Here is a 20,974-nt window from a genome sequence, read left to right as displayed (position 1 = left end):
CATTAAGTTAGGCAAGGCTAACCTAAAGTGAAGGGGGTCCCGGGTGACCACCGAGACCTGGCGCGACGCCTGGGGCATCCCGCACCTGCGCGCCGCCGACGCCCGCGAACTCGCCCGCGCCCAGGGCCGGGTGACCGCGCTGGACCGCGCCTGGCAACTGGAGGTCGAACGCCACCGCGCCCAGGGCACCTCGGCCGCCTTCCTCGGCGCCGCCGCCCTCTCCTGGGACGTCCTCGCCCGCCGCGCCCGCCTCGACGACACCGCCCGCCGCTGCTTCACCGCGCTGGAACGCCGGGACGCGGAGACGGCGGACTGGGTCCGCGCCTATGTCGAGGGGGTCAACGAGGGCCTGCCGCGCGGCGCCCGCCGGGCCCCCGAGTTCGCCCGCACCGGTCTCACCCCCGGCCCCTGGCAGCCCTGGACACCCCTCGCCGTCTGGCTCTCCACCCACATCCTCTTCGCCGGCTTCCCCGCCAAGCTCTGGCGCGAGCAGGCGATCCGGCACCTCGGCCCCGACGCCGTCGGCCTGTTCGCCACGGACGGCCCCGGCACGGCCGGCAGCAACGGCTGGCTGGTCACCGGCGACCGCACGGACACCGGGCACGCCCTGATCGCCGGCGACCCCCACCGCTTCATCGAGGACCCCGGGGTCTACCAGCAGATCCGCCTGTCCTGCCCCGAGTTCGACGTGGTCGGCCTGGCCGTCCCCGGCATCCCCGGCATCGCCCACTTCGGGCACACCGGCCAGGTCGCCTGGGCCATCACCCACGCCATGGCCGACTACCAGGACCTCTACCGCGAGCGGCTGCGCCGCACCGGCGCGGGAGTGGAGGCCCTGGGCCCCGACGGCCACTGGCACCGCGCCACCCGCCACACCGAGACGGTCCACATCGCGCACGAACCCCCGCTGGAGATCGAGCTGATCGAGACCCCGCGCGGCCCGGTGATCGCCGGAGGGCCGGAGGGCCTGGACGCGGGCGTCATAGAGGGTGCCGATCCGGGCGTCGTGGGCGACGGCGACGACACCACCGCCCTGGCCCTGCGCTACCCGCCCCGGGTCACGGAGGACCTCGGCTTCAGCGCCCTCCTCCCCCTCCTGCGCGCCCGCACCGTCGCCGACGTCGACCGGGCCCTGGACTCCTGGGCCGAACCGGTCAACACCGTCCTGGCCGCCGACACGGCCGGAGGCACCCTGCACCGCATCGCCGGCCGGGTCCCGCTCCGCGCCCGTGCCAACCGTCTGCACCCCGTGCCCGCCTGGCTCCCCGGCCACGAGTGGCAGGGCTGGCACGAGACGCCGTACGCGCCCACGCCCGACGGCACCGCCGTCATGGCCAACGAGCGCGGCCTCGCCTCCCCCCTCGGCGTCGAGTTCGCCCCGCCGCACCGCGCCACCCGCATCCAGGACCTGCTCGACGCGCGCCCCACCTGGACCGCCGACGCCATGCCCGCGCTCCACACCGACACCCACCTCGGCTCCGCCGGACCCCTCCTCGACCACCTCGCCGCCCTCGACGGGCTGACCCCCGCCGCGGCCCGGCTGCGCGACCGCCTGCTCGCCTGGGACCGCCGTATGGACGCCGACAGCACCGACGCGGCGGCCTACGCCGCGCTGCGCGGCGCGGTCGTACGCCGGATCGCCGCGCACCCCGTCCTCGCCCCGCTCGCCGAGCCCCCGGCCTACCCCGACCTGCTGCTCCCCTGGCTGGCCCTGCTCCCGCGCGTCGGCTACGCCCTGGAGCACCTGCTCCGCGCCGAGAAGCTGTACGGCATCGACCGCCCCGCCCTGGTCCGCGCCGCCCTGGAGGAGACCGCGGCCGCGCCGCCCACCGGCACCTGGGCGGACACCCACCGGCTCGCCGCCTGGCGGGCCCTGCCCGAGGAGCCGGAGCAGGAGCCGGAGCCGGAACCCGGTCTCGCCGGGGACCACGACTGCGTGCTGTGCACCTCCGCCGTGCCCGGCGTCACCGACCGCGCGGCCCGCGGTCCCGCCGCCCGCTACGTCTGGGACCTCGCCGACCGCGCCAACAGCCGCTGGGTGGTCCCCTTCGGCGCCGACGGCGTCCCCGGCAGCCCGCACCACCACGACCAGCTCCCGCTGTGGCGGGCGGGAGAACTGGCCCCGGTCGTCACCGACTGGACCTCGCTCACCCCCGACCCCACCGAGGAGACCGATGACTGACCCGCACCTCCCCCACGAAGAGCACATCGACGGCTACGGCACCGTCCGCGTCCGCCCCCTCGACCCGGCCGCCGACGCGGACGTGATCCACGCCTGGGTCAGCGAGGAGCGCGCCGCCTTCTGGGGTATGACCGGCCTCACCCGCGACCAGGTCGCCGAGATCTACACCCACATGGCCGGTCTCGACACCCACCACGCCCACCTGGTCACCAGGGACGGCGTGCCGGCGGCCCTGCTCCAGACGTACGAACCGGCCGCCGACCGGGTCGGCGAGGTCTACGACGTACGCCCCGGCGACCTCGGCGTCCACCTGCTGCTCGCCCCGGCCGGGCCGGAGGGTCCGCGCCCCGGCTGGACGTCCGCCCTGCTCACCGCGGTCACCGGATACGCCCTGCTGGTCCTCGACCGGCAGCGGCTCGTGGTCGACCCCGACGTCCGCAACGCCAAGGCGATCGCCCGCTTCGAACGCCAGGGATTCGTCCGGGGGCCGGCGGTCGTCCTCCCGGAGGTCGACCTCCCCGAGGTGTACCTCCCGGAGAAGCGGGCCCAACTCGCCTTCCTGCCGCGGGAGGTAGCCTTCCCCGGGTGACGAACCCGGACCCGCACCCGGCCCGCACGTCCGGCGCGCCGACCCCCGAGGAACTGATCGCTCACTACGGCCTCGAACCCATCCCCCGCGAGGGCGGCCTGTTCCGGCGCACCTGGGCCGGGCCCGAGCGGCCGGACGGCCGGCCGGAGGGGACCGCCATCGTCGCCCTGCTCACCGCCGACGACTTCTCCGCCCTGCACCGCCTGCCCTTCGCCGAGATCTGGCACTTCTACCTCGGCGACCCGCTCCACCTGCTGCTCCTCGCCCCCGACGGCAGCACCCGCACGGCCGTCCTCGGCCCCGCCCTGCGCGTCGGCCAGCACCTCCAGTTCACCGTTCCGGCGGGCACCTGGATGGGGGCCCGGGTGGCGCAGGGCGGGGCCTGGAGCCTGTTCGGCTGCACCATGGCCCCCGGATTCACCTACCCGGACTACGAACACGGCGACGCGGACGTCCTTGCGGCGCGTTATCCGGCCGAGGCCGCCCGGATCAGGGAACTGTGCCGTCCATGAGCCGGCCCACCCCTCTGCTGGCGGGACAGACCGCCCTCGTCACCGGTGCCGGCGGCGGCATCGGCCGCGCCATCGCCCTGCGGTTCGCCGAGGAGGGCGCGAAGGTGGCCCTGCACTGCCGTACCTCCCGCGCGGCGGCCGAGGACACCGCCGGGCGGATCCGGGCCGCGGGCGGCGAGGCGGTCGTACTCCAGGCCGACCTGACGGACGAACAGGCCTGCCACCGGCTGATCCGGGAGACGGTGCGGTGGTCCGGCGGCACGCTCACCGCGCTGGTCAACAACGCGGCCGTGCAGCCCGTCCAGCCGCTGCCCGGTATGACGGCGGCCGAGTGGCGCACGGTCGTCGACACCGACCTCACCGGCGTCTTCTCCTGCACCCAGGCCGCCGCCGCGCATCTGCGCGCCCACGGCGGCGGCACCGTCACCCACATCGCCTCCATCGAGGCCGGCCACCCGGCCCCGGGCCACGCCCACTACAGCGCGGCCAAGGCGGCGGTGGTGACGCACGCGCGCGCGGCGGCCCTGGAGTACGGCCCGTTCGGCATCCGCGTCAACACCGTGTCACCGGGGCTGATCGACCGCCCGGGGCTGGCCGGGGACTGGCCGGACGGCGTCCGCCGCTGGCTCGCCGCCGCCCCCGCGGGCCGCCTCGGCCGCCCGAAGGACGTGGCGGACGCATGCGTGTTCCTCGCCTCCCCGCTCGCCTCCTGGATCACCGGGCACGACCTGGTGGTGGACGGCGGCGTCTCGGCCCGCCCGACCTGGTGAGCAGCTCGGCCCGTCGCTGCGTACCTCTACCGAGGCGACAGGCGACAGGCGACAGGCGGCAGGCGGCCGAGCGCAGGCGGCAGGCCGGCATCCGGTGAGGGAGGGACCAGGTGGACGACGTGCGCCGGACGGACGAGGCACGCCCGGGCCGTCTTCCGTTGCGGAACCTCCTCCTCGGACTGCTCCTGTTCCCGCTGCTGCTGCTCGGCACCGCGGCCCCCGCCGCGGCGCACGCCGCCCTGCGCGGCACGGCCCCCGCCGACGGCAGCGTGGTGCGCACCGCGCCCCGGCAGCTGACCCTCGCCTTCACCGAGTCGGTCGCCCTGCTCACCGACTCCGTCCGGATCTACGACCCGCACAACCACCCCGTCCGCACCGGCCCCGCCGAGCACGCCCCGGGCCGCTCGGACACCGTCCGGGTCGGCTTCCCGGCCCGGGCCGCGTCCGGCACCTACACGGTCGCCTGGCGGGTGGTCTCGGCCGACAGCCACCCGGTGTCCGGCGCGTTCACCTTCTCGGTGGGCGAGCCCAGCGCCACACCGCCGGGACCGCCGCCGCAGCGCGCGGAGAACCCGGTCACCACCGCCCTGCACACCATCGCGCGCTACCTCGCCTACCTCTCCCTGGCCCTCCTGCTGGGCACGGCCGCGTTCGTGGCGTACTGCCGCCCGCCCACGACCGCCCCCCTGCGCACCCCGGCCACGGCCGCCGCCGGCACCCTCGCGGCCACCACCATCGCCCTCTTCCTGCTGCGCGCCCCCTACGAGGAGGGCACCTCCCCCACCAGCGCCCTCACCCTCTCCGCCCTCGCCCACACGGCGACGACCCGCCCCGGCGCGCTGCTCCTCGCCCGCCTGGCGCTGCTGCTCCTGGCCGGTGCCGTCGTGCTGCTGCGGCGGACCCGGCGCACCGCCCTGGTCACCGCGGCGGCCCTCGCCCTGCCCCTGGCGCTGACCTGGACGGCGGCCGGACACGCCGCGGCCGGCATCCAGGTGGTGCCCGCGATCACCGTGGCGACCGTGCATCTGCTGGCCATGGCCGCCTGGCTCGGCGGTCTCGCCGCGCTCCTGCGGATCCTGCCGAGCGCCTCCGACGCCCGCACGACCGTGACCCGCTTCTCCCGGCTGGCCCTCGCCTCGGTGGCGGTCCTGGCCGTGACCGGCGTCTACCAGTCCTGGCGGGGCCTCGGCTCCTGGCAGGCGCTCACCGAGACGTCGTACGGCCGCACCCTGCTGGCCAAGCTGGCCGCGGTCGCCGCGCTGCTGCTGGCGGCGGCCTGCTCGCGCACCTGGACGTCCCGGCTGTCCACCGGGGCCGCCCTGCCCCAACTGCGCCGCTCGGTGCTGGCCGAGGCGGCCGTGGCCCTGGTGGTGATGGCCCTGACGACCCTGCTCACGGCGACCGCCCCGGGGCGCACGGCGACAGCGGAGGCCACCGGGCCCACGGCCACCGCTGGCATCCCGACCGCGTCGGTCACCACCCTCCCCTTCGACACCGGCAGCCCCGGCGGCCACGGCAGTGTGCAGATCACCCTCGACCCCGGACGGGTCGGCCGCACCTCCGTCCAGGCGGTGGTCTACGGCCCCGACGGCGGCCTGTCCACGGTCCCCGAACTCCGGGTCACCCTGACCCTGGACGCCCGGCGCATCGGCCCCCTGGACACGCGGATCACCGACCGCGGCGGCTACTGGGCCACCGACTCCTTCCGCCTCCCGCTGCCCGGCACCTGGACCCTGAAGGCGACGGTCCGCACCTCGGAGACGGACCAGACGACGGTGTCGGCACCCGTACGGGTCGCCCCGTAGGCCGCCTTGCCGGGTCGGTGGCGGCCGGCGGGCACTGTTAGGCTGCGCCACCCGTTGTTGTTAAACGCGCAACCAACGCGCACATCATCTGCCAGGAGAGGGCGACCGGGGGATGGTCCTCGACGACGCGTCCGCGGAGTTCCATGAGTTCTTCGAGCGCCACTATGCCGAACTCGCCCGTCTCGCACACCTGCTGACCGGCGAGACCGACGCGGCGGACGACCTCGCGGCGGATGCCCTGGTCGCCCTGTGGCAGCGCTGGGACCGGTTGCGGCGGGCCGACCATCCGCTCGCGTACGCCCGCGGGGTGGTGGCCAACCTGGCGCGCGGCCGGATCCGCAGCGCGGTGCGCGAGCGACGCCGGATCACGCTGTTCTGGTCCCGCACCGCCGAGAAAGTGGACGGGCCGGACGTGGCCGCCGTGCTGGACGTCCGCGGGGCGCTCGCCCGGCTGCCGTTCCGCAAGCGGGCCTGCGTGGTGCTGCGGCACGCCTTCGACCTGTCGGAGAAGGACACGGCGGCGGCGCTGGGCATCTCGGTCGGTACGGTCAAGAGCCAGACCTCGAAGGGCATGGCCGAGCTGGAGAGGATGCTGGGCGCACGCGCGGCCGGGGACCTGGTGGCAGGGAGGAGGAACCGGTGAACGAGGAGATCACCCGTCGGCTGCGCGAGGCCGCCGAGGACCACCGGCCCGACCGCGTAAGGATGCTGGCCCGGGTGCAGCGCGGCATGGCCGGCCCGGCCGTCCGGCACCGCGCGCGGCCGTTCGCGAGGTCCGGGATCAGGATCGCGCTCGCCGGGCTCGCCGCCACCGGCATCCTGGCGACCGGCGGCCTGGCCGTCGCCGCGATCGTCGCGCACTCGTCGCCGCCGGCCACCGTGACCACGCCCGCCACCCCGTCCCCGACCGGCGGCTCCCCGCACCCGACACCGGACCGATCCGCCCGGCCCACCCCTGCGGCGCCGGCCCCGGTCACCTCCCCGGGCAGCGCGCGCCCGACTCCGCCGGCCACCAGTCCCTCGCCGACCGCCGGCGAGAGCCCCGACGGCGCGCTGTCGGCGGCCGGCTCCTTGGACCCGAAAAGCACCGTCTACTGGACGCAGAGCAACCTCGTCCTCAAGACGACCCGGCCGCTCACCTCGCTCACGGTCGAGATGCGGATCGCGCAGACCGGCGGGGTGCAGAGCACCGGCACCTGGCAGACCCTGCCGGGCGCCGACTTCACCGTCACCGTCCAGGAGGCCGGCGGCACGCTGGTCTACCGCTGGGTCCTCAAGCCGGGCCTGACCGTGCCGGCCGGGGGTTATGAGTTCGCCGCCCAGTTCAACAACGGCAGTGGCAAGCGCACTGCCGCGGGCGACGGCTACCGCGTCGACGCGCAGGGTCCGGGCGGCTCCGGGTCGGTCCGGGGAGGGTTCGTCCCGACCCGCTGAACGCCGCGGCACCGGGTGGGGGACGGCGACCGGGAAAACTCCTTCCTCCATCGCGGCAACCCTTTGTGCGCGTGGCGGCAACTGACGGGTAACCGGGGCCGGATCAAGGCCCGTTGTGCCAGAAGGACATGCCCTTGTCAGATCAGAACCGCCCTCATCGCCGCCGTCCGGCGGCCCGTCGCGTGCTCGCCGCCGCCGCGGTCCTCGCCGCCGCCGGTGCCGCCGTACCCCTGGTCGCCCAGGCCGCACGCACGCCGCACGCCGGTACGCCGACCCTGGCCGGTGCGGCGGCCGACAGCGGCCGCTACTTCGGTACGGCAGTGGCCTCGGGCAGGCTCGGCGACTCGACGTACTCCACCGTTCTCGACCGGGAATTCAACATGGTCACCCCGGAGAACGAGATGAAGTGGGACGCCACCGAGCCGTCCCGCGGCACCTTCACCTTCGGCCCGGCCGACTCGATCGTCGCCCACGCCTCCGCGCACGGCCAGCGGATGCGCGGCCACACCCTCGTCTGGTACCGCCAGCTGCCCGCGTGGGTGAAGTCCATCACCGACCCGAACACCCTGCGCAGGGTGATGGACAACCACATCACCACCGAGATGTCCCACTACAAGGGCAAGATCTACGCCTGGGACGTGGTCAACGAGGCGTTCGCCGACGGCGGCAGCGGACAGCACCGCAGCTCGGTCTTCCAGGACGTGCTGGGCAACGGCTTCATCGAGGAGGCGTTCCGCACCGCCCGGGCCGCCGACCCCTCGGCCAAGCTCTGCTACAACGACTACAACATCGAGAACTGGACCGACGCCAAGACCCAGGGCGTCTACGCGATGGTCAAGGACTTCAAGTCGCGCGGAGTGCCCATCGACTGCGTCGGCTTCCAGTCCCACTTCGGCGCCGGCGGACCGCCCGCGAGCTTCCAGACCACCCTGTCCAAGTTCGCCGCGCTCGGCGTCGACGTCCAGATCACCGAGCTGGACATCGCCCAGGCGTCGCCGTCGGCGTACGCGGGCGCCGTCCAGGCGTGCATGAACGTCGCCCGCTGCACCGGCATCACGGTGTGGGGGATCAGGGACAGCGACTCCTGGCGCACCGGTGAGAACCCGCTGCTGTTCGACGGGGGCGGCAACAAGAAGCCCGCGTACAGCTCGGTGCTCACAGCCCTGGGCGGCAGCGGCAGCGGCGACGGCTCGCAGGCCGCGGGCATCACCCCCGGCACCGTCTACACGCTCTCCAACGCGGCCTCCGGACGCGTTCTCGACGAGCCCGCGGGATACAACGGCAACGGCACCCCGCTCCAGGTGTGGGGCGCCGGCGGTGCCTCCAACCAGCAGTGGCGGGCGAGCCGGAACAGCGACGGCACCTACACGCTGACCAATGTCGCCAGCGGCCGGGTGCTGGACGAGCCGGGCAACCAGACGGCCAACGGCACGCGGGTGCAGGTCTGGGACGCCAACGGCGGCGCCAACCAGCACTGGCGGGCCCACCGGAACGACGACGGCTCCTACACCCTGACCAACGTCGCCAGCGGCCGGGCGCTGGAGACTCCCGGCGGCCGGACCGCCGACGGCACTCCCGTCCAGATCTGGGACGCGGGCGCCGGCGGCGCCAACCAGCACTGGAACTTCAGGCCGTCGACCGCGACCACGTCCCCGCAGACGGGCAGCACCTGTGCTCTTCCGTCGACGTACCGGTGGGCGTCCACGGGTGCGCTGGCGCAGCCGGCGAACGGGTGGGACGCGGTGAAGGACTTCACCACCGTGACGTACAACGGCAAGCACCTGGTCTACGCGTCGAGCGTGGCGGGGGCGTCGTACGGCTCGATGATGTTCCGGCCCTTCACGAACTGGTCGGACATGGCGTCGGCCGGCCAGAGCGGGATGAGCCAGTCCGCGGTGGCGCCCACGCTGTTCTACTTCGCGCCCAAGAAGATCTGGGTGCTGGCGTCCCAGTGGGGCGGGTCGGCCTTCACCTACCGCACGTCGAGCGACCCCACCAACCCGGGCGGCTGGTCCGCACCGCAGCCGCTGTTCACCGGCAGCCTCCCCAAGACCGAGTCCTCCACCGGTCCGATCGACCAGACCCTGATCGCCGACGACCAGAACATGTACCTGTTCTTCGCCGGTGACAACGGCAAGATCTACCGGGCGAGCATGCCGATCGGGAACTTCCCGGGCAACTTCGGGTCGTCGTACACGACGGTCATGAGCGACTCGGTGAAGAACCTGTTCGAGGCGCCGCAGGTGTACAAGGTCAAGGGCCAGAACCAGTACCTGATGATCGTGGAGGCGCGGGGTGCGAACGAGCAGCGCTACTTCCGCTCCTTCACCGCCACCAGCCTGAACGGCTCGTGGACCCCGCAGGCCGCCACCGAGAGCAACCCCTTCGCCGGCAAGGCCAACAGCGGTGCCTCCTGGACCAACGACATCAGCCACGGTGACCTGGTCCGCGACAACCCCGACCAGACCATGACCGTCGACCCCTGCAACCTCCAGCTCCTCTACCAGGGCAAGTCGCCGTCCGCGAGCGGTCCCTACGACCGACTGCCGTGGCGGCCGGGTGTCCTCACCCTCCAGCGCTGACCGGCCTGATCCGGACTGACCATCCGGCTGACAAGACGAATGCGACCCCATCTCTTCGATGGGGTCGCATTCGCATGTCTCGCCGGCTTGCCTACTTGAGGGCCGTACCGCCCGCGTTGTGGTAGGCGATGGTCTTGTTGATCAGGTTTCCGCCGTCGGTCTCAGCGGTGGTCTGCTCCTGCTGCCCCGGACCGAACAGCAGGCCGGCGATGTGTGCGTTCGCCACCTGGTCCATGTGCCCGAACAGCCAGTCCACCTTGTCGTCCTTGTAGTGGTTCAGGGTGTTGTTCTGCGCCATGTTGCCCACGGGGATCTGCCACAGGACCACCGGCTTGCCCACGGACTCGGCCATCGTCTTGTAGAACGCCAGGCGGGCAGCGGCCTTCTGGTCGTTCCAGAAGGTGTCACGGCCGCCGTGGGCCGGCTGTGCGTACCAGCCCGCATCGCGGTCCGTCACATCGGAGACCAGGAAGTCGGCGTTCTGCGCCCCGAGGCTCGCGTAGTCCTTGACGCACTTCTGGGTGTCGTTCTCCCAGTCGAAGCAGGAAAGGTGCATCCCCACGGCGGCGTTCGGCGCGTACTTGTGCGCCATGCCGATCAAGCAGCGGGAGAGTCCGGCGGCGCTGTTCTCCTGCGATCCGCAGTCCGTCGGATTCGCGGCCGAGACCTGCGCGGCGACCTTGTGGGGATCGCCGAGCGACCGGACGTAACCCCAGAAGTCGGGCTCGAGGTCGATCATGTCGTTCGAGTTGCCGATCTTCTGGAGGAAGAACCGGTAGTCGTTCATGTACCGGGTGAGCAGGTCGCGCCGGTTGATGGCCACGACCTCGCCCGGACCGTCGCCCTGGCCCGCAGCGTCCCCGAGGTCGCGCAGCGAGTACCAGGTCCAGAGCATCTTCTGCGGGCGCGGGCTGCCCTTGTACGTCGCGTGGGCCACCACCGAGTCCCGCCAGGTCACGTAGGTGCCGGGCGCCGTGGTGCTGCCGTTCCAGCAGCCCCACCAGCCCGACCAATCGTCGTGGCAGCGCGCCGCCGAATAGTAGTCCGACGAGGGCGCGGGCTGGCTGTGCACATAGGCGTACCGCACATCGAACGGCGCGGCGGCCGCCGAGGCGTCGGACACCGAGCCGCCGATGAGCACCGTGCTGCTGCCCATGAAGCGCTTCGTCGAGCTGTCGCCCGGCGCGGTGGGCGTACCGCTGCCGACACTCCCGGCCGGGACGAGCTGCCACTGCTGGTCGGCGCCGCCCCGGTCGCGGTCCTGGACGACATCGGCCCCGTCGGCCTTGGCGCCGTTGCGGACATCGACGGCCAGGCCACTGAAGCGATTGACCAGACGTACGTAGCCGCCCTGCGACTTGGCCAGCTTGAACTGCTGGTTGGTGCCGTTCAGGTCCTTCCACTGCACCAGGGCGGAACCGGCGCTCTTCGACCAGCCGAGGTCGTCCAGCACCTTGCCGGAGCTGCGGTTCTGGAGCCGGTAGTAGCCGTCACCCGCGTCGATGAACCGCCACTGCTGGTTGGCCCCGCCGTGACGCGCCCACTGCACCACCGGCGCGCCGTCGTTCGTGGCGGCACCGCGGTCGTCCAGCACCTTGCCGCTGTCGCGGTTGACCAGCACGTACCACTTCTTCAGATCCAGGGTCTTCTGCTCCGCCGACGCCTGGTTGACCACGACAGCCGAGCCGGCCGCCACCACCAGGGCGAGACCCGCCCAGAAACCCCGACGCGCGAGCAACCGACGGCCACGGTGCTTCGGACGACCACCGCGCTCGCCGTCGGCGCGGGACGCCCCCGATGACGTGGGCGGGCCGGGGACATGTCTGGGCTCTCGTTCCAGGGACACGCGTGTGCTCTCTTTCAGCCGTTGCGTCTGACCGGACCACTTGGCCGGACACCACCGAGTGGTCACAGAGGCCGAAAAGGTTGCCGCGAAGATCCCCAGATCTTTCGGGAGCCGAGCGACGAGGAGGAGACCCCGGCCGCCACCGCCGCCAGGTGCGCGGGTGACACCTCCACCGGGGACCGTGCCTGCCGGTGATGTCGGTCGTTGCACGACACATGCGCAAGATCATCGCGACTGTGGCCCTCACCGCGGCCGCCCTGGCCATCGCCGCCCCCGCCGACGCCGACACCGGCGACGCCCTGGGGAACGCCGTCAACGCCGCGAACAACTGGAACTTCTCCGCCGCAGCGGTCTGCCTCCAAGAGGTGGCCGTCGTGCCTGTCCTCGGTGACTGGGTGGGCGATCACACCAACAACTGCTCGAACGGCAACGTGATCGACCACTCCGGCCGCTAGCCGATCACCTACCAGTCACGGACCCGCAGTCGGCGACGCTGCCCCGACATGACCTACGTCCTCGCCCACTGGGGCTTCGCCGGCATCGGCCTCAGCGCCGCCGAGACGTGGCTCGTCGCCTCACTTTCGGCCGTACGAGGTGCTTCCGGCTCGTCCTGGCTGGAGAGATCGAGTCGGTCATGGTCGGGCGGCTTCACGACGGCCGCCCCACCGCCGTGACCGTGCTTCTGATCCTCGTGACTCGGGAGGGGGTGCCCCCACACGCTTTCCACACGTTCGTCCGGTTGTCCGGCGAGGTCCGCAGGCGTCCCGGCCTGCGGCGGAGCGACCCGATGGTTGGGCTCTGAACCGTGCCGGCAGGAGCTCAGGCACGTTCCTCCGGGGTGTCCATCAGCCGGCTCTCCCAGGCCCAGGCGGCGATCTCGACGCGGTTGCGGACGCCGAGCTTGTTCTGGATGGTCGCCAGGTGGCTCTTGACCGTGCTGAGCGTGATGAAGAGAGCGGCGGCGATCTCCTGGTTGGTGCGGCCCCGGGCGATGGCCCTGATCACCTCCGTCTCCCGCGCGGAGAGCGGCTGGGCGGGTGAGGCGGCCGAGGTGGTGCGGGCGGGGGCCAGGTTGCGTAGCAGGCGCAGGGTGACGGCCGGAGAGATCAGGGCGTCTCCGGCGTGCGCGGCTCGGACGGCTTCGACGAGGAGGGCGGGCGCGGCGCCCTTGAGGACGAAGCCGACCGCCCCCGCGTGGAGCGCCCCCTGTACGTATTCGTCCAGGTCGAAGGTGGTGACGATGACCACCCTGAGAGGGTCGGCGACCCCGGGCCCGGCGAGGGCACGGGTGACGGCGATGCCGTCCAGCCCCGGCATCCGGATGTCGACCAGGCACACGTCCGGCCGAAGCCGGCGGGCGAGTTCGACCGCCTCCGCGCCATCCGCGGCCTCGCCGATCACGGTGATGTCGTCCTGGTCCTCCAGGATGAGGCGCAGGCCGCCGCGGATCATCGCCTGGTCGTCGGCGAGCAGGACGCGGATGCTCAACGGGTCGCCCTCCCCGGTACCGGCAGGGTGGCGCGGACCGACCAGCCGCCGTCCTGGCCGGGCCCGGCCGACAGCCGTCCGTCGATGGCCTCGACCCGTTCGCGCATGCCGATGAGGCCGTAGCCGCCGTGGTGCTTGTGCCGGGTGCGCCCCGGGGCGGCGTCATCGGTGACCGTGACGGTGACCTCCGCCGTGCCGTGGGTGATGTCGACGGTGGCGGTGCGGGCGTGTGCGGCGTGGCGGGCGATGTTGGTCAGCGCCTCCTGGACGATCCGGTGGACGGTGGTGGCGACCTCGGGCGGCCATTCGGTCGGTCCGGCGGGCATCCTCAGCTCCACCTCGGGCCCGTGACCATCGAACCGTCGTACCAGTTCGGCCAGTTGCTCTTGGCTGGGCGCCGTGGGGGCGGTGGTGGCGACGTCTTCGGTGTCGCGGAGCAGGCCGACCACTCGGCGCATCGCGGCGAGTGCTTCGCCGCCGGCGTCCTCGACGTCGGCGAGGGTGGAGTCCAGGCTCTCGGGCCGGCGCCTGGCCACGATCCGGGCGGCCTGCGTCTGGACGACCATGCCGGTGATGTGATGGGCGACCACATCGTGCAACTCCCGTGCCAGGGCGAGCCGTTCGTCCTGGCGTACGGCCTCGGCGGCGGCCAGGCGGCGGTGGTCGAGGAAGCGCAGGCCGAGCCCGGCCCCCAGCGCCAGAGTCCAGACCTCGATCCCGACCCGGAACGGGGTGCCCGGCGCCTCGACGGTCAGCAGACCGGCCGCCATCAGAGCCAGTCCGGCCGCCGCAAGGGCGCCGGCCTGCCGCCAGGCGAGCACTCGTGCGGCGGAGCCCCCGAGGACGAGTAGCCCGAGCACCGCGGCGGCTCCCGGCTCACCGGGCAGATGGGCGAACCGGGCGATCACCGCTGCGATGCCTGCCACCAGCAGCCCGAGGGCCGCCGCCCAGCCCCGGTGCCGTTCGCGGCCGAGCGCGAGCAGGCACACCATGGTGCCGACCGCCACGTCGAATGCCCAGATCCTGCCCTGGGCCGCGTACTGGGCGGCCATGATGATCAGCACTGAGGCGAACAGCAGTCCCAGTGCGGCGTTCACCATGGTCGCCGGCCGCCGGACCAGCCGTTCCGCTCTACTCACCCGTACCACGCTAGGCGATCCCTTCCGGCCCCGAACCAGCCGAAAGTACGACTCGACGGCCTGCGGACCGTCCTTTCGGTCGCTGTGGTGGCCGTGGCCGGTCCGCAGGCTGGGCGCATGCTTCATTTCACCTCTGCACCCACCGAGATTGCCGCCCCTGTCGTGTTCGCCATGGCAGCCCAGGCCGAGAAGACCGAGCGGAGCCCGCTGCTGTACGCCTGGTGGGCCCTGAATCTGGCCGTCCTGATCGCGGTCGGCTACGGCGTGTACCGCCTCGTCCGGTCGTTGCGCGCGCAGCGCGCCCCCCGGCGCGGCTGACCGGGGGGAGCGACATGACACCGGTCCTCGAAGCCGTGCGTCTGGGCAAGCGGTACGGCCGCCACCACGCCCTCACCGACGTCGACCTGAACGTTCCGCCCGGCCGCGTGATCGGGCTGGTCGGCCCGAACGGCGCGGGCAAGTCGACGCTGCTGCAACTGGCCTGTGGACTGATCACGCCCAGCTCGGGCACGATCCGCGTGCTGGGCGACACCCCCGCCGCCGGTCCGGCCCACCTGGCCAAGGTGGGCTTCGTCGCCCAGGACACCCCGGTCTACGCCGACCTGTCCGTCGCCGACCACCTGCGGATGGGTGCCCGGCTCAACCCGGGCTGGGACGCGGACCTCGCCCACCGCCGACTCGCCCGGATCGACCTCGACCCCCGGCACAAGGCCGGCCGGCTTTCCGGCGGCCAGCGCGCCCAGCTCGCCCTGACCATCGCCGCCGCCAAACGCCCCGAGCTGCTGATCTTCGACGAGCCCGCCGCCGCCCTGGACCCGCTGGCTCGGCACACGTTCCTGGACGACCTGATGGAGTCCGTCACGGAGCTCGGCGCCGCCGCCGTCCTCTCCTCCCACGCCCTCCCTGACGTGGAGCGGGTGTGCGACCACCTGATCGTGCTGGCCGACTCGCGCGTTCAACTGGCCGGCGACGTCGTGGACCTGCTCCACCGCCACGTCCGGGTGACCGCCCGCCGTACGGACCTCGCAGCCTTGCCCGCCGGTGCCGAGAGCATCCTGCGCACCGACCGGACCGAACACGAGAGCATCGCCGTCGTGCGCGCCGACCGCGCACTGCTGGCCGGTGGCCCCTGGGCCGTCGCCGAGGTCGGCCTCGAAGAGCTGGTCCTCGCCTACCTCGGCCGGGCGGAACAGTCCGGCCGCCGCCCCACCCCGACCGTTGCAGAGGCTCACCTATGATCTGGATGACCTGGCGCCAGTTCCGCGCCCAGGCGCTCATCGGCCTCGGGGCACTTGTGCTCCTGGCCGTCTACCTGGTCGTGCTCGGCGGGCAGATCCACGGCGCGTACGACGACACCCTCGCCCACTGCGCCACCCGCGAGTCCTGCGCGGGACCGCTCGGAGCCTTCGCCGACCGCTACAGCCTCCAGACCGACCTGCTCGGCTACCTGCTGCTTGCCGCCCCCGGCGCCCTCGGCGTCTTCTGGGGAGCCCCGCTGATCGCCAGGGAACTGGAGGCCGGCACCCATCGCCTGGCGTGGAACCAGAGCGTGACCCGTGGTCGCTGGCTCGCCGCCAAACTCGGACTGGTCGGCCTGCTGAGCGTGGCCACCGCGGGCCTGTACAGCCTGCTGCTCACCTGGGCGGCGGGCCCGGTCACCACCGTCCTCAACAACCGGTTCGAGCCGGTGCTCTTTGCCTCCCGCAACCTCGCCCCGCTCGCCTACACGGGCTTCTCCTTCGTCCTGGGCGCCACCCTGGGCCTGGTCCTGCGCCGTGCCGTCCCGGCCATGGCCGCCACCGTGGTGGTCTTCGCCGCCCTCCAGATCGCCGTCCCCGCCCTGATCCGCCCCCACTACCAGACGCCGACCCGCACCTCGGTCCCGCTCACCGCCGAACTGATCGGCCGCCTGACCAAGATCGGCACCTACGGCGACATCGGCGGCCTGCGCATCCCAGGCGGCCCATGGGTCGTCGAGACCAGCGCCATCCTCGACTCCTCCGGCAAGGAGGTCGGCCACACACCCTGGTTCCAGGACTGCATGAACCACAGCTCACTCTCGGAATTGCCCACCTGCCTGGCCAAGGGCAACGTCCACGTCGAGATTGCCGAACAGCCGGCCGACCGCTACTGGACCTTTCAGTTCGCGGAGACCGCACTCTTCGCTGCCCTGACAGCCTTCCTGGCCGCCCTCGCCTTCTGGCGCATCCGCAAGCAACCCGCCTGACGGAATCGCCGGAAGCACCCCTGGCGGCTCGCCTCCGACATGACGAAGGCCCCGACCGGCGAACCGGTCGGGGCCTTCGTGAAGGCGGAGGATACGAGATTCGAACTCGTGAGGGGTTGCCCCCAACACGCTTTCCAAGCGTGCGCCCTAGGCCTCTAGGCGAATCCTCCGCGGCAAACATTACATGACCGACGGGAGTGCTTGCGAACTCGTTCTCGCAGGCCGGCATCGGGTACGCTGTGCGCAGCCCCTCACGCGGCGCTATCTGACTGAACTCCCCCAGGGCCGGAAGGCAGCAAGGGTAGGTCGGCTCTGGCGGGTGCGTGGGGGGCGTTCGCGTTCCTGCGGCCGGGGCCCTTTGTCGGTGGGCGCCTATAACCTCGTATGCGTGTCGTCTCTCGCGCTGTACCGCCGCTACCGTCCCGAGACCTTTGCCGAGGTCATCGGGCAGGAGCATGTCACCGACCCGTTGCAGCAGGCGCTGCGGAACAACCGGGTCAATCACGCGTACCTGTTCAGCGGACCGCGCGGCTGCGGGAAGACCACCAGCGCGCGCATCCTCGCCCGCTGTCTGAACTGTGAGCAGGGTCCCACCCCCACGCCGTGCGGGGAGTGCCAGTCCTGCCAGGACCTCGCCCGCAACGGCCCGGGTTCGATCGACGTCATCGAGATCGACGCCGCCTCCCACGGTGGCGTGGACGACGCCCGCGAGCTGCGCGAGAAGGCCTTCTTCGGGCCCGCGAGCAGCCGCTACAAGATCTACATCATCGACGAGGCCCACATGGTCACGTCGGCCGGCTTCAACGCGCTCCTGAAGGTCGTCGAGGAGCCGCCGGAGCATCTGAAGTTCATCTTCGCCACGACCGAGCCGGAGAAGGTCATCGGGACCATCCGGTCCCGTACCCACCACTACCCCTTCCGGCTCGTGCCCCCCGGCACCCTGCGGGAGTACCTCGCCGAGGTGTGCCAGAAGGAGGGCATCGCGGTCGAGGAAGGCGTGCTGCCGCTGGTCGTGCGCGCCGGTGCCGGCTCCGTCCGTGACTCCATGTCCGTCATGGACCAGCTCCTCGCCGGTGCGGGCGCCGAGGGTGTGACCTATGCCATGGCCACCTCCCTCCTCGGCTACACCGACGGCTCGCTGCTCGACTCCGTCGTGGAGGCCTTCGCCACCGGTGACGGGGCCGCGGCCTTCGAGGTCGTGGACCGCGTCATCGAGGGCGGGAACGACCCGCGGCGGTTCGTCGCCGACCTGCTGGAGCGGCTGCGCGACCTGGTGATCCTCGCGGCCGTCCCGGACGCCACGGAGAAGGGGCTCATCGACGCCCCGGCCGACGTCCTGGAGCGCATGCAGGCCCAGGCCTCCACCTTCGGCGCCGCCGAGCTGAGCCGCGCCGCCGACCTGGTCAACGAGGGCCTGACGGAGATGCGCGGCGCCACCTCGCCCCGGCTCCAGCTGGAGCTGATCTGCGCGCGCGTGCTGCTGCCCGCCGCGTACGGCGACGAGCGCTCGATGATGGCCCGCCTGGACCGCCTGGAGCGCGGCGTCAACTTCTCGGCCGGGAGCGGCGCGCCCGCCATGGGGTACGTCCCCGGTCCCGAGGCCCATGGTGGCCACGCGGGCCACGGCGGCGGTGTCCCCGTGCCGTCGGTGCCGCCCGGCGGCGGCCCCGCCGCGGCCCGCGCGGCCGTACGGTCCAACGGCGGTGGCGCGGATGCCTCCGCCCCGGCCGTTCCATCTACTCCGGCTCCGGCTCCGGCCCCTGCTCCGACCCCTTCTGCCTCTCCGGCCACTCCTGCCGGGCCGCCCGCCCCGGCCGCGCCCACGGCCCCCGCAGCACCCGCCCCCACCGCGCCCGAGCCCGTCGCTCCCGAGCCCGCCGCTCCCGCCCCGGCCGCGGCCGCGGCCGGGGCCGCCCCCGGCGCCTGGCCCACCGCCGCCCCGGCGGGCGCAGGCCGGCGGCCCGGCGGCTGGCCCACGGCCGCCGCTCCGGGCAGCGGACCGGGCGGTCCAGGTGGACCGGGCGGCCAAGGCGGTCAGGTCGGTCAGACCGCTCAGGGCGGACCGCAGGCGCAGGCCACCCCCAGCCGTCCCGCGGCCGCACAGCCGCAGCACCAGCCCCAGCACCAGGCGCAGCCGCAGCACCACCCCGCGCCGGCCGCCACCCCCGCTCCGGTCCCGGCCTCCGCTCCCGTCGGCGGTCTCGACCCCCGCGCGCTGTGGCCGAACATCCTGGAGGCCGTCAAGAACCGCCGCCGCTTCACCTGGATCCTGCTCAGCCAGAACGCCCAGGTGACCGGCTTCGACGGCACCACCCTCCAGCTCGGCTTCGTCAACGCCGGCGCCCGCGACAACTTCGCCGGCAGCGGCAGCGAGGACGTGCTGCGGGCGGCGCTGGCCGAGCAGTTCAACGTGCAGTGGAAGATCGAGGCGGTCGTCGACCCGTCCGGTGGCTCCGCGCCCCCGGCCGGCGCGCAGGGCTTCGGCGGCACAGGCGGTTACGGCGGCGCCTCCGCGGGCGGCTACGGCGGCGCGCCCGGCGGTGGCTACGGCGCCCCCTCGGCCCCCCGCCCCGCCGCCCCCCAGCAGGGCTCCCCCCAGGCCTCTGCCGCCGGGCAGGGCCGTCCCGGGGCCCAGTCGGCGCCCCCCTCCGCCCCCCAGCGGTCGGCGGCCCCCGAACCGCCGCCCATGCCTCCGGTGGCCCCGGAGGACGACATCCCGGAGGACGACGACCCGGACCTGGACGAGTCGGCCCTCTCCGGCCATGAACTGATCGTCCGGGAGCTGGGGGCGACCGTGGTGGAGGAGTTCTCCAACGAGTAGGCGGGCAACGGAGGCCTCCCGAACGGGCAGCGGAGGTCTCCGAGCAGACGGGTAGCGGAGGCCTCCCGCACGAGGAGAAGAGGTCCTTTGGAGGAAAGTCCGACAAACCCGGGCCCCGGGCTTCGGCGACCTTGCCAGTAGGCTGACCCCCGTGAAGGTCCTCGTCATCGGCAGCGGCGCCCGCGAACACGCCCTGTGCCACTCCCTGTCCCTCGACCCCGACGTCACCGCGCTGCACTGCGCCCCCGGCAACGCCGGCATCGCCGAGGTCGCCGAGCTGCACCCGGTCGACGCGCTCGACGGCGCGGCCGTGGCCGGGCTGGCCGGCCGCCTCGGCGCCGACCTGGTCGTCGTGGGCCCGGAGGCCCCGCTGGTCGCCGGGGTCGCCGATGCCGTCCGCGAGGCCGGCATCCCCGTCTTCGGCCCCTCCCGCGAGGCCGCCCGCCTGGAAGGCTCCAAGGCCTTCGCCAAGGACGTCATGGCGGCGGCCGGGGTGCCCACCGCCCGCTCCTACGTCTGCACCACGCCGGAGGAGGTCGCCGACGCCCTGGACGCCTTCGGTCCCCCCTACGTCGTCAAGGACGACGGGCTGGCCGCCGGCAAGGGCGTGGTCGTCACCGACGACCTGGCCGCCGCCAAGGAGCACGCGGCCGGCTGCGAGCGCGTGGTCATCGAGGAGTTCCTGGACGGCCCCGAGGTCTCCCTCTTCGCCGTGACCGACGGTGAGACGGTCGTCCCGCTCCAGCCCGCCCAGGACTTCAAGCGCGCCCTGGACGGCGACGAGGGCCCGAACACCGGCGGCATGGGCGCGTACTCCCCGCTGCCGTGGGCCGACCCCAAGCTCGTCGACGAGGTGCTCCAGACGGTGCTCCAGCCGACGGTGGACGAGCTGCACCGCCGCGGCACCCCGTTCTCCGGGCTGCTCTACGCCGGTCTGGCCATCACCAGCCGCGGCGTCCGGGTCATCGAGTTCAACGCCCGCTTCGGCGACCCCGAGACCCAGGTCGTACTGGCCCGGCTGAAGACCCCGCTGGCCGGTGTCCTGCTGGCCGCCGCGACCGGCACCCTCGCCGATCTGGCGCCGCTGCGCTGGAGCGAGGACGCGGCCGTCACCGTGGTCGTAGCCTCGCACAACTACCCCGGCGCCCCGCGCACCGGCGACCCCATCACCGGCCTGGACGAGGTGGCCGCCGAGGACGCCCCGCACGCGTACGTGCTGCACGCCGGGACCCGGCGGGACGGCGACGCGGTGGTCAGCGCGGGCGGCCGGGTGCTGTCCGTCACGGCGACCGGCAAGGACCTGACCGAGGCGCGCGAGCGCGCGTACCGGGCGGTGGGCCGGATCCGCCTCGACGGCGCCCAGCACCGCACGGACATCGCGGCCAAGGCGGCGGCAGAGGCGGCCACCCAGGCGTAAGCGCAGGCGGCCAGCCAGGCGTAAGCCGAGGTGACGGCAGCGGACGTACCCGATCGGGCCCCGGAACGGAATCCGGGGCCCGATCTTCGCTTTCTGTCACCCACCTCTGCCCAAAGCCATTCCATCGAGTGAGCAATCGCCCATACGGCTGACGGGGGCCGG

Annotated in this window: 18 protein-coding genes, 1 tRNA gene and 1 other RNA gene; 16 read left to right on the top strand and 4 right to left on the bottom strand. The window is 73.2% G+C overall.

What is annotated here, in order from left to right:
• Nucleotides 1-43 precede the first annotated feature (43 nt).
• The 8 genes from ACZ5CZ_RS14625 to ACZ5CZ_RS14590 all read left to right on the top strand — a co-directional run bounded on the left by ACZ5CZ_RS14625 (nt 44) and on the right by ACZ5CZ_RS14590 (nt 9,874).
• Nucleotides 44-2,182 (top strand): penicillin acylase family protein, encoded by a 2,139-nt coding sequence (locus tag ACZ5CZ_RS14625; protein WP_468942731.1) that lies wholly within the window; start codon nt 44-46, stop codon nt 2,180-2,182.
• Nucleotides 2,175-2,771: a GNAT family N-acetyltransferase gene (locus tag ACZ5CZ_RS14620; protein WP_468942728.1), complete on the top strand. Its 597-nt coding sequence runs from the start codon at nt 2,175-2,177 to the stop codon at nt 2,769-2,771. Before ACZ5CZ_RS14625 ends, ACZ5CZ_RS14620 begins: the two co-directional genes overlap by 8 nt.
• The gene (locus ACZ5CZ_RS14615) at nt 2,768-3,283 is read left to right on the top strand and encodes a cupin domain-containing protein (RefSeq protein WP_468942726.1); all 516 of its coding nucleotides are present in this window, start codon (nt 2,768-2,770) and stop codon (nt 3,281-3,283) included. Before ACZ5CZ_RS14620 ends, ACZ5CZ_RS14615 begins: the two co-directional genes overlap by 4 nt.
• Entirely contained in the window at nt 3,280-4,053 is a 774-nt protein-coding gene (locus ACZ5CZ_RS14610) for an SDR family NAD(P)-dependent oxidoreductase (RefSeq protein WP_468942723.1), read from the top strand. The genes ACZ5CZ_RS14615 and ACZ5CZ_RS14610 overlap by 4 nt, the downstream gene beginning before the upstream one ends.
• 110 nt (nt 4,054-4,163) lie before the next feature.
• A complete protein-coding gene (locus ACZ5CZ_RS14605) occupies nt 4,164-5,858 on the top strand; it encodes a copper resistance CopC/CopD family protein (protein ID WP_468942720.1) in 1,695 nt (564 codons plus the stop codon).
• A 112-nt stretch (nt 5,859-5,970) separates the two neighbouring features.
• Complete coding sequence (locus tag ACZ5CZ_RS14600; protein ID WP_385841402.1) at nt 5,971-6,501, top strand: SigE family RNA polymerase sigma factor; 531 nt, start codon at nt 5,971-5,973, stop codon at nt 6,499-6,501.
• Nucleotides 6,498-7,292 carry a hypothetical protein gene (locus ACZ5CZ_RS14595; protein WP_468942717.1) on the top strand — a complete coding sequence of 265 codons (795 nt, stop codon included), beginning with the start codon at nt 6,498-6,500 and terminating at the stop codon, nt 7,290-7,292. The genes ACZ5CZ_RS14600 and ACZ5CZ_RS14595 overlap by 4 nt, the downstream gene beginning before the upstream one ends.
• A gap of 128 nt (nt 7,293-7,420) precedes the next feature.
• The gene (locus ACZ5CZ_RS14590; protein ID WP_468942714.1) at nt 7,421-9,874 is read left to right on the top strand and encodes a non-reducing end alpha-L-arabinofuranosidase family hydrolase; all 2,454 of its coding nucleotides are present in this window, start codon (nt 7,421-7,423) and stop codon (nt 9,872-9,874) included.
• Between the two features lie 91 nt (nt 9,875-9,965).
• On the opposite strand, the gene ACZ5CZ_RS14585 is transcribed toward ACZ5CZ_RS14590, so the two are convergent.
• Complete coding sequence (locus ACZ5CZ_RS14585; protein ID WP_385841399.1) at nt 9,966-11,612, bottom strand: RICIN domain-containing protein; 1,647 nt, start codon at nt 11,610-11,612, stop codon at nt 9,966-9,968.
• A gap of 323 nt (nt 11,613-11,935) precedes the next feature.
• Here ACZ5CZ_RS14585 and ACZ5CZ_RS14580 point away from each other — a divergent pair, with 323 nt between their 5' ends.
• Nucleotides 11,936-12,175, top strand: coding sequence for a hypothetical protein (locus ACZ5CZ_RS14580; RefSeq protein ID WP_468942711.1), 240 nt, complete (start codon nt 11,936-11,938; stop codon nt 12,173-12,175).
• Between the two features lie 48 nt (nt 12,176-12,223).
• Entirely contained in the window at nt 12,224-12,394 is a 171-nt protein-coding gene (locus ACZ5CZ_RS14575; protein ID WP_468942708.1) for a hypothetical protein, read from the top strand.
• A 145-nt stretch (nt 12,395-12,539) separates the two neighbouring features.
• On the opposite strand, the gene ACZ5CZ_RS14570 is transcribed toward ACZ5CZ_RS14575, so the two are convergent.
• Entirely contained in the window at nt 12,540-13,208 is a 669-nt protein-coding gene (locus ACZ5CZ_RS14570) for a response regulator (RefSeq protein ID WP_468942705.1), read from the bottom strand.
• The gene (locus ACZ5CZ_RS14565) at nt 13,205-14,347 is read right to left on the bottom strand and encodes a sensor histidine kinase (RefSeq protein WP_385841394.1); all 1,143 of its coding nucleotides are present in this window, start codon (nt 14,345-14,347) and stop codon (nt 13,205-13,207) included. The genes ACZ5CZ_RS14570 and ACZ5CZ_RS14565 overlap by 4 nt, the downstream gene beginning before the upstream one ends.
• Nucleotides 14,348-14,518: 171 nt before the next feature.
• Between ACZ5CZ_RS14565 and ACZ5CZ_RS14560 the strand changes: the two genes are divergently transcribed.
• From ACZ5CZ_RS14560 to ACZ5CZ_RS14550, 3 genes are read left to right on the top strand one after another with little or no spacing between them, the layout of a single operon-like run.
• Nucleotides 14,519-14,665 (top strand): hypothetical protein, encoded by a 147-nt coding sequence (locus tag ACZ5CZ_RS14560; RefSeq protein WP_385841392.1) that lies wholly within the window; start codon nt 14,519-14,521, stop codon nt 14,663-14,665.
• Nucleotides 14,666-14,679: 14 nt separating this feature from the next.
• Complete coding sequence (locus tag ACZ5CZ_RS14555) at nt 14,680-15,585, top strand: ABC transporter ATP-binding protein (protein ID WP_468942701.1); 906 nt, start codon at nt 14,680-14,682, stop codon at nt 15,583-15,585.
• 5 nt (nt 15,586-15,590) lie between these two features.
• Entirely contained in the window at nt 15,591-16,574 is a 984-nt protein-coding gene (locus ACZ5CZ_RS14550) for a hypothetical protein (RefSeq protein ID WP_468942699.1), read from the top strand.
• Between the two features lie 85 nt (nt 16,575-16,659).
• Here ACZ5CZ_RS14550 and ACZ5CZ_RS14545 read toward each other — a convergent pair.
• Nucleotides 16,660-16,744, bottom strand: a tRNA-Ser gene (locus ACZ5CZ_RS14545).
• 72 nt (nt 16,745-16,816) lie between these two features.
• Between ACZ5CZ_RS14545 and ffs the strand changes: the two genes are divergently transcribed.
• The 3 genes from ffs (at nt 16,817) to purD (ending at nt 20,812) form a co-directional block, all read left to right on the top strand.
• Nucleotides 16,817-16,915: signal recognition particle sRNA small type (ffs, locus tag ACZ5CZ_RS14540), an RNA gene on the top strand.
• A gap of 47 nt (nt 16,916-16,962) precedes the next feature.
• On the top strand, nt 16,963-19,395 hold the full coding sequence (locus ACZ5CZ_RS14535) for a DNA polymerase III subunit gamma and tau (RefSeq protein WP_468942696.1): 2,433 nt from the start codon (nt 16,963-16,965) through the stop codon (nt 19,393-19,395).
• Between the two features lie 151 nt (nt 19,396-19,546).
• On the top strand, nt 19,547-20,812 hold the full coding sequence (gene purD / locus ACZ5CZ_RS14530; RefSeq protein ID WP_385841387.1) for a phosphoribosylamine--glycine ligase: 1,266 nt from the start codon (nt 19,547-19,549) through the stop codon (nt 20,810-20,812).
• The last annotated feature ends 162 nt before the right edge of the window (nt 20,813-20,974 follow it).

The sequence above is a fragment of the Streptomyces sp. NPDC031418 genome (assembly GCF_055581605.1).
This window is presented reverse-complemented; position numbering and strand designations above follow the sequence as displayed.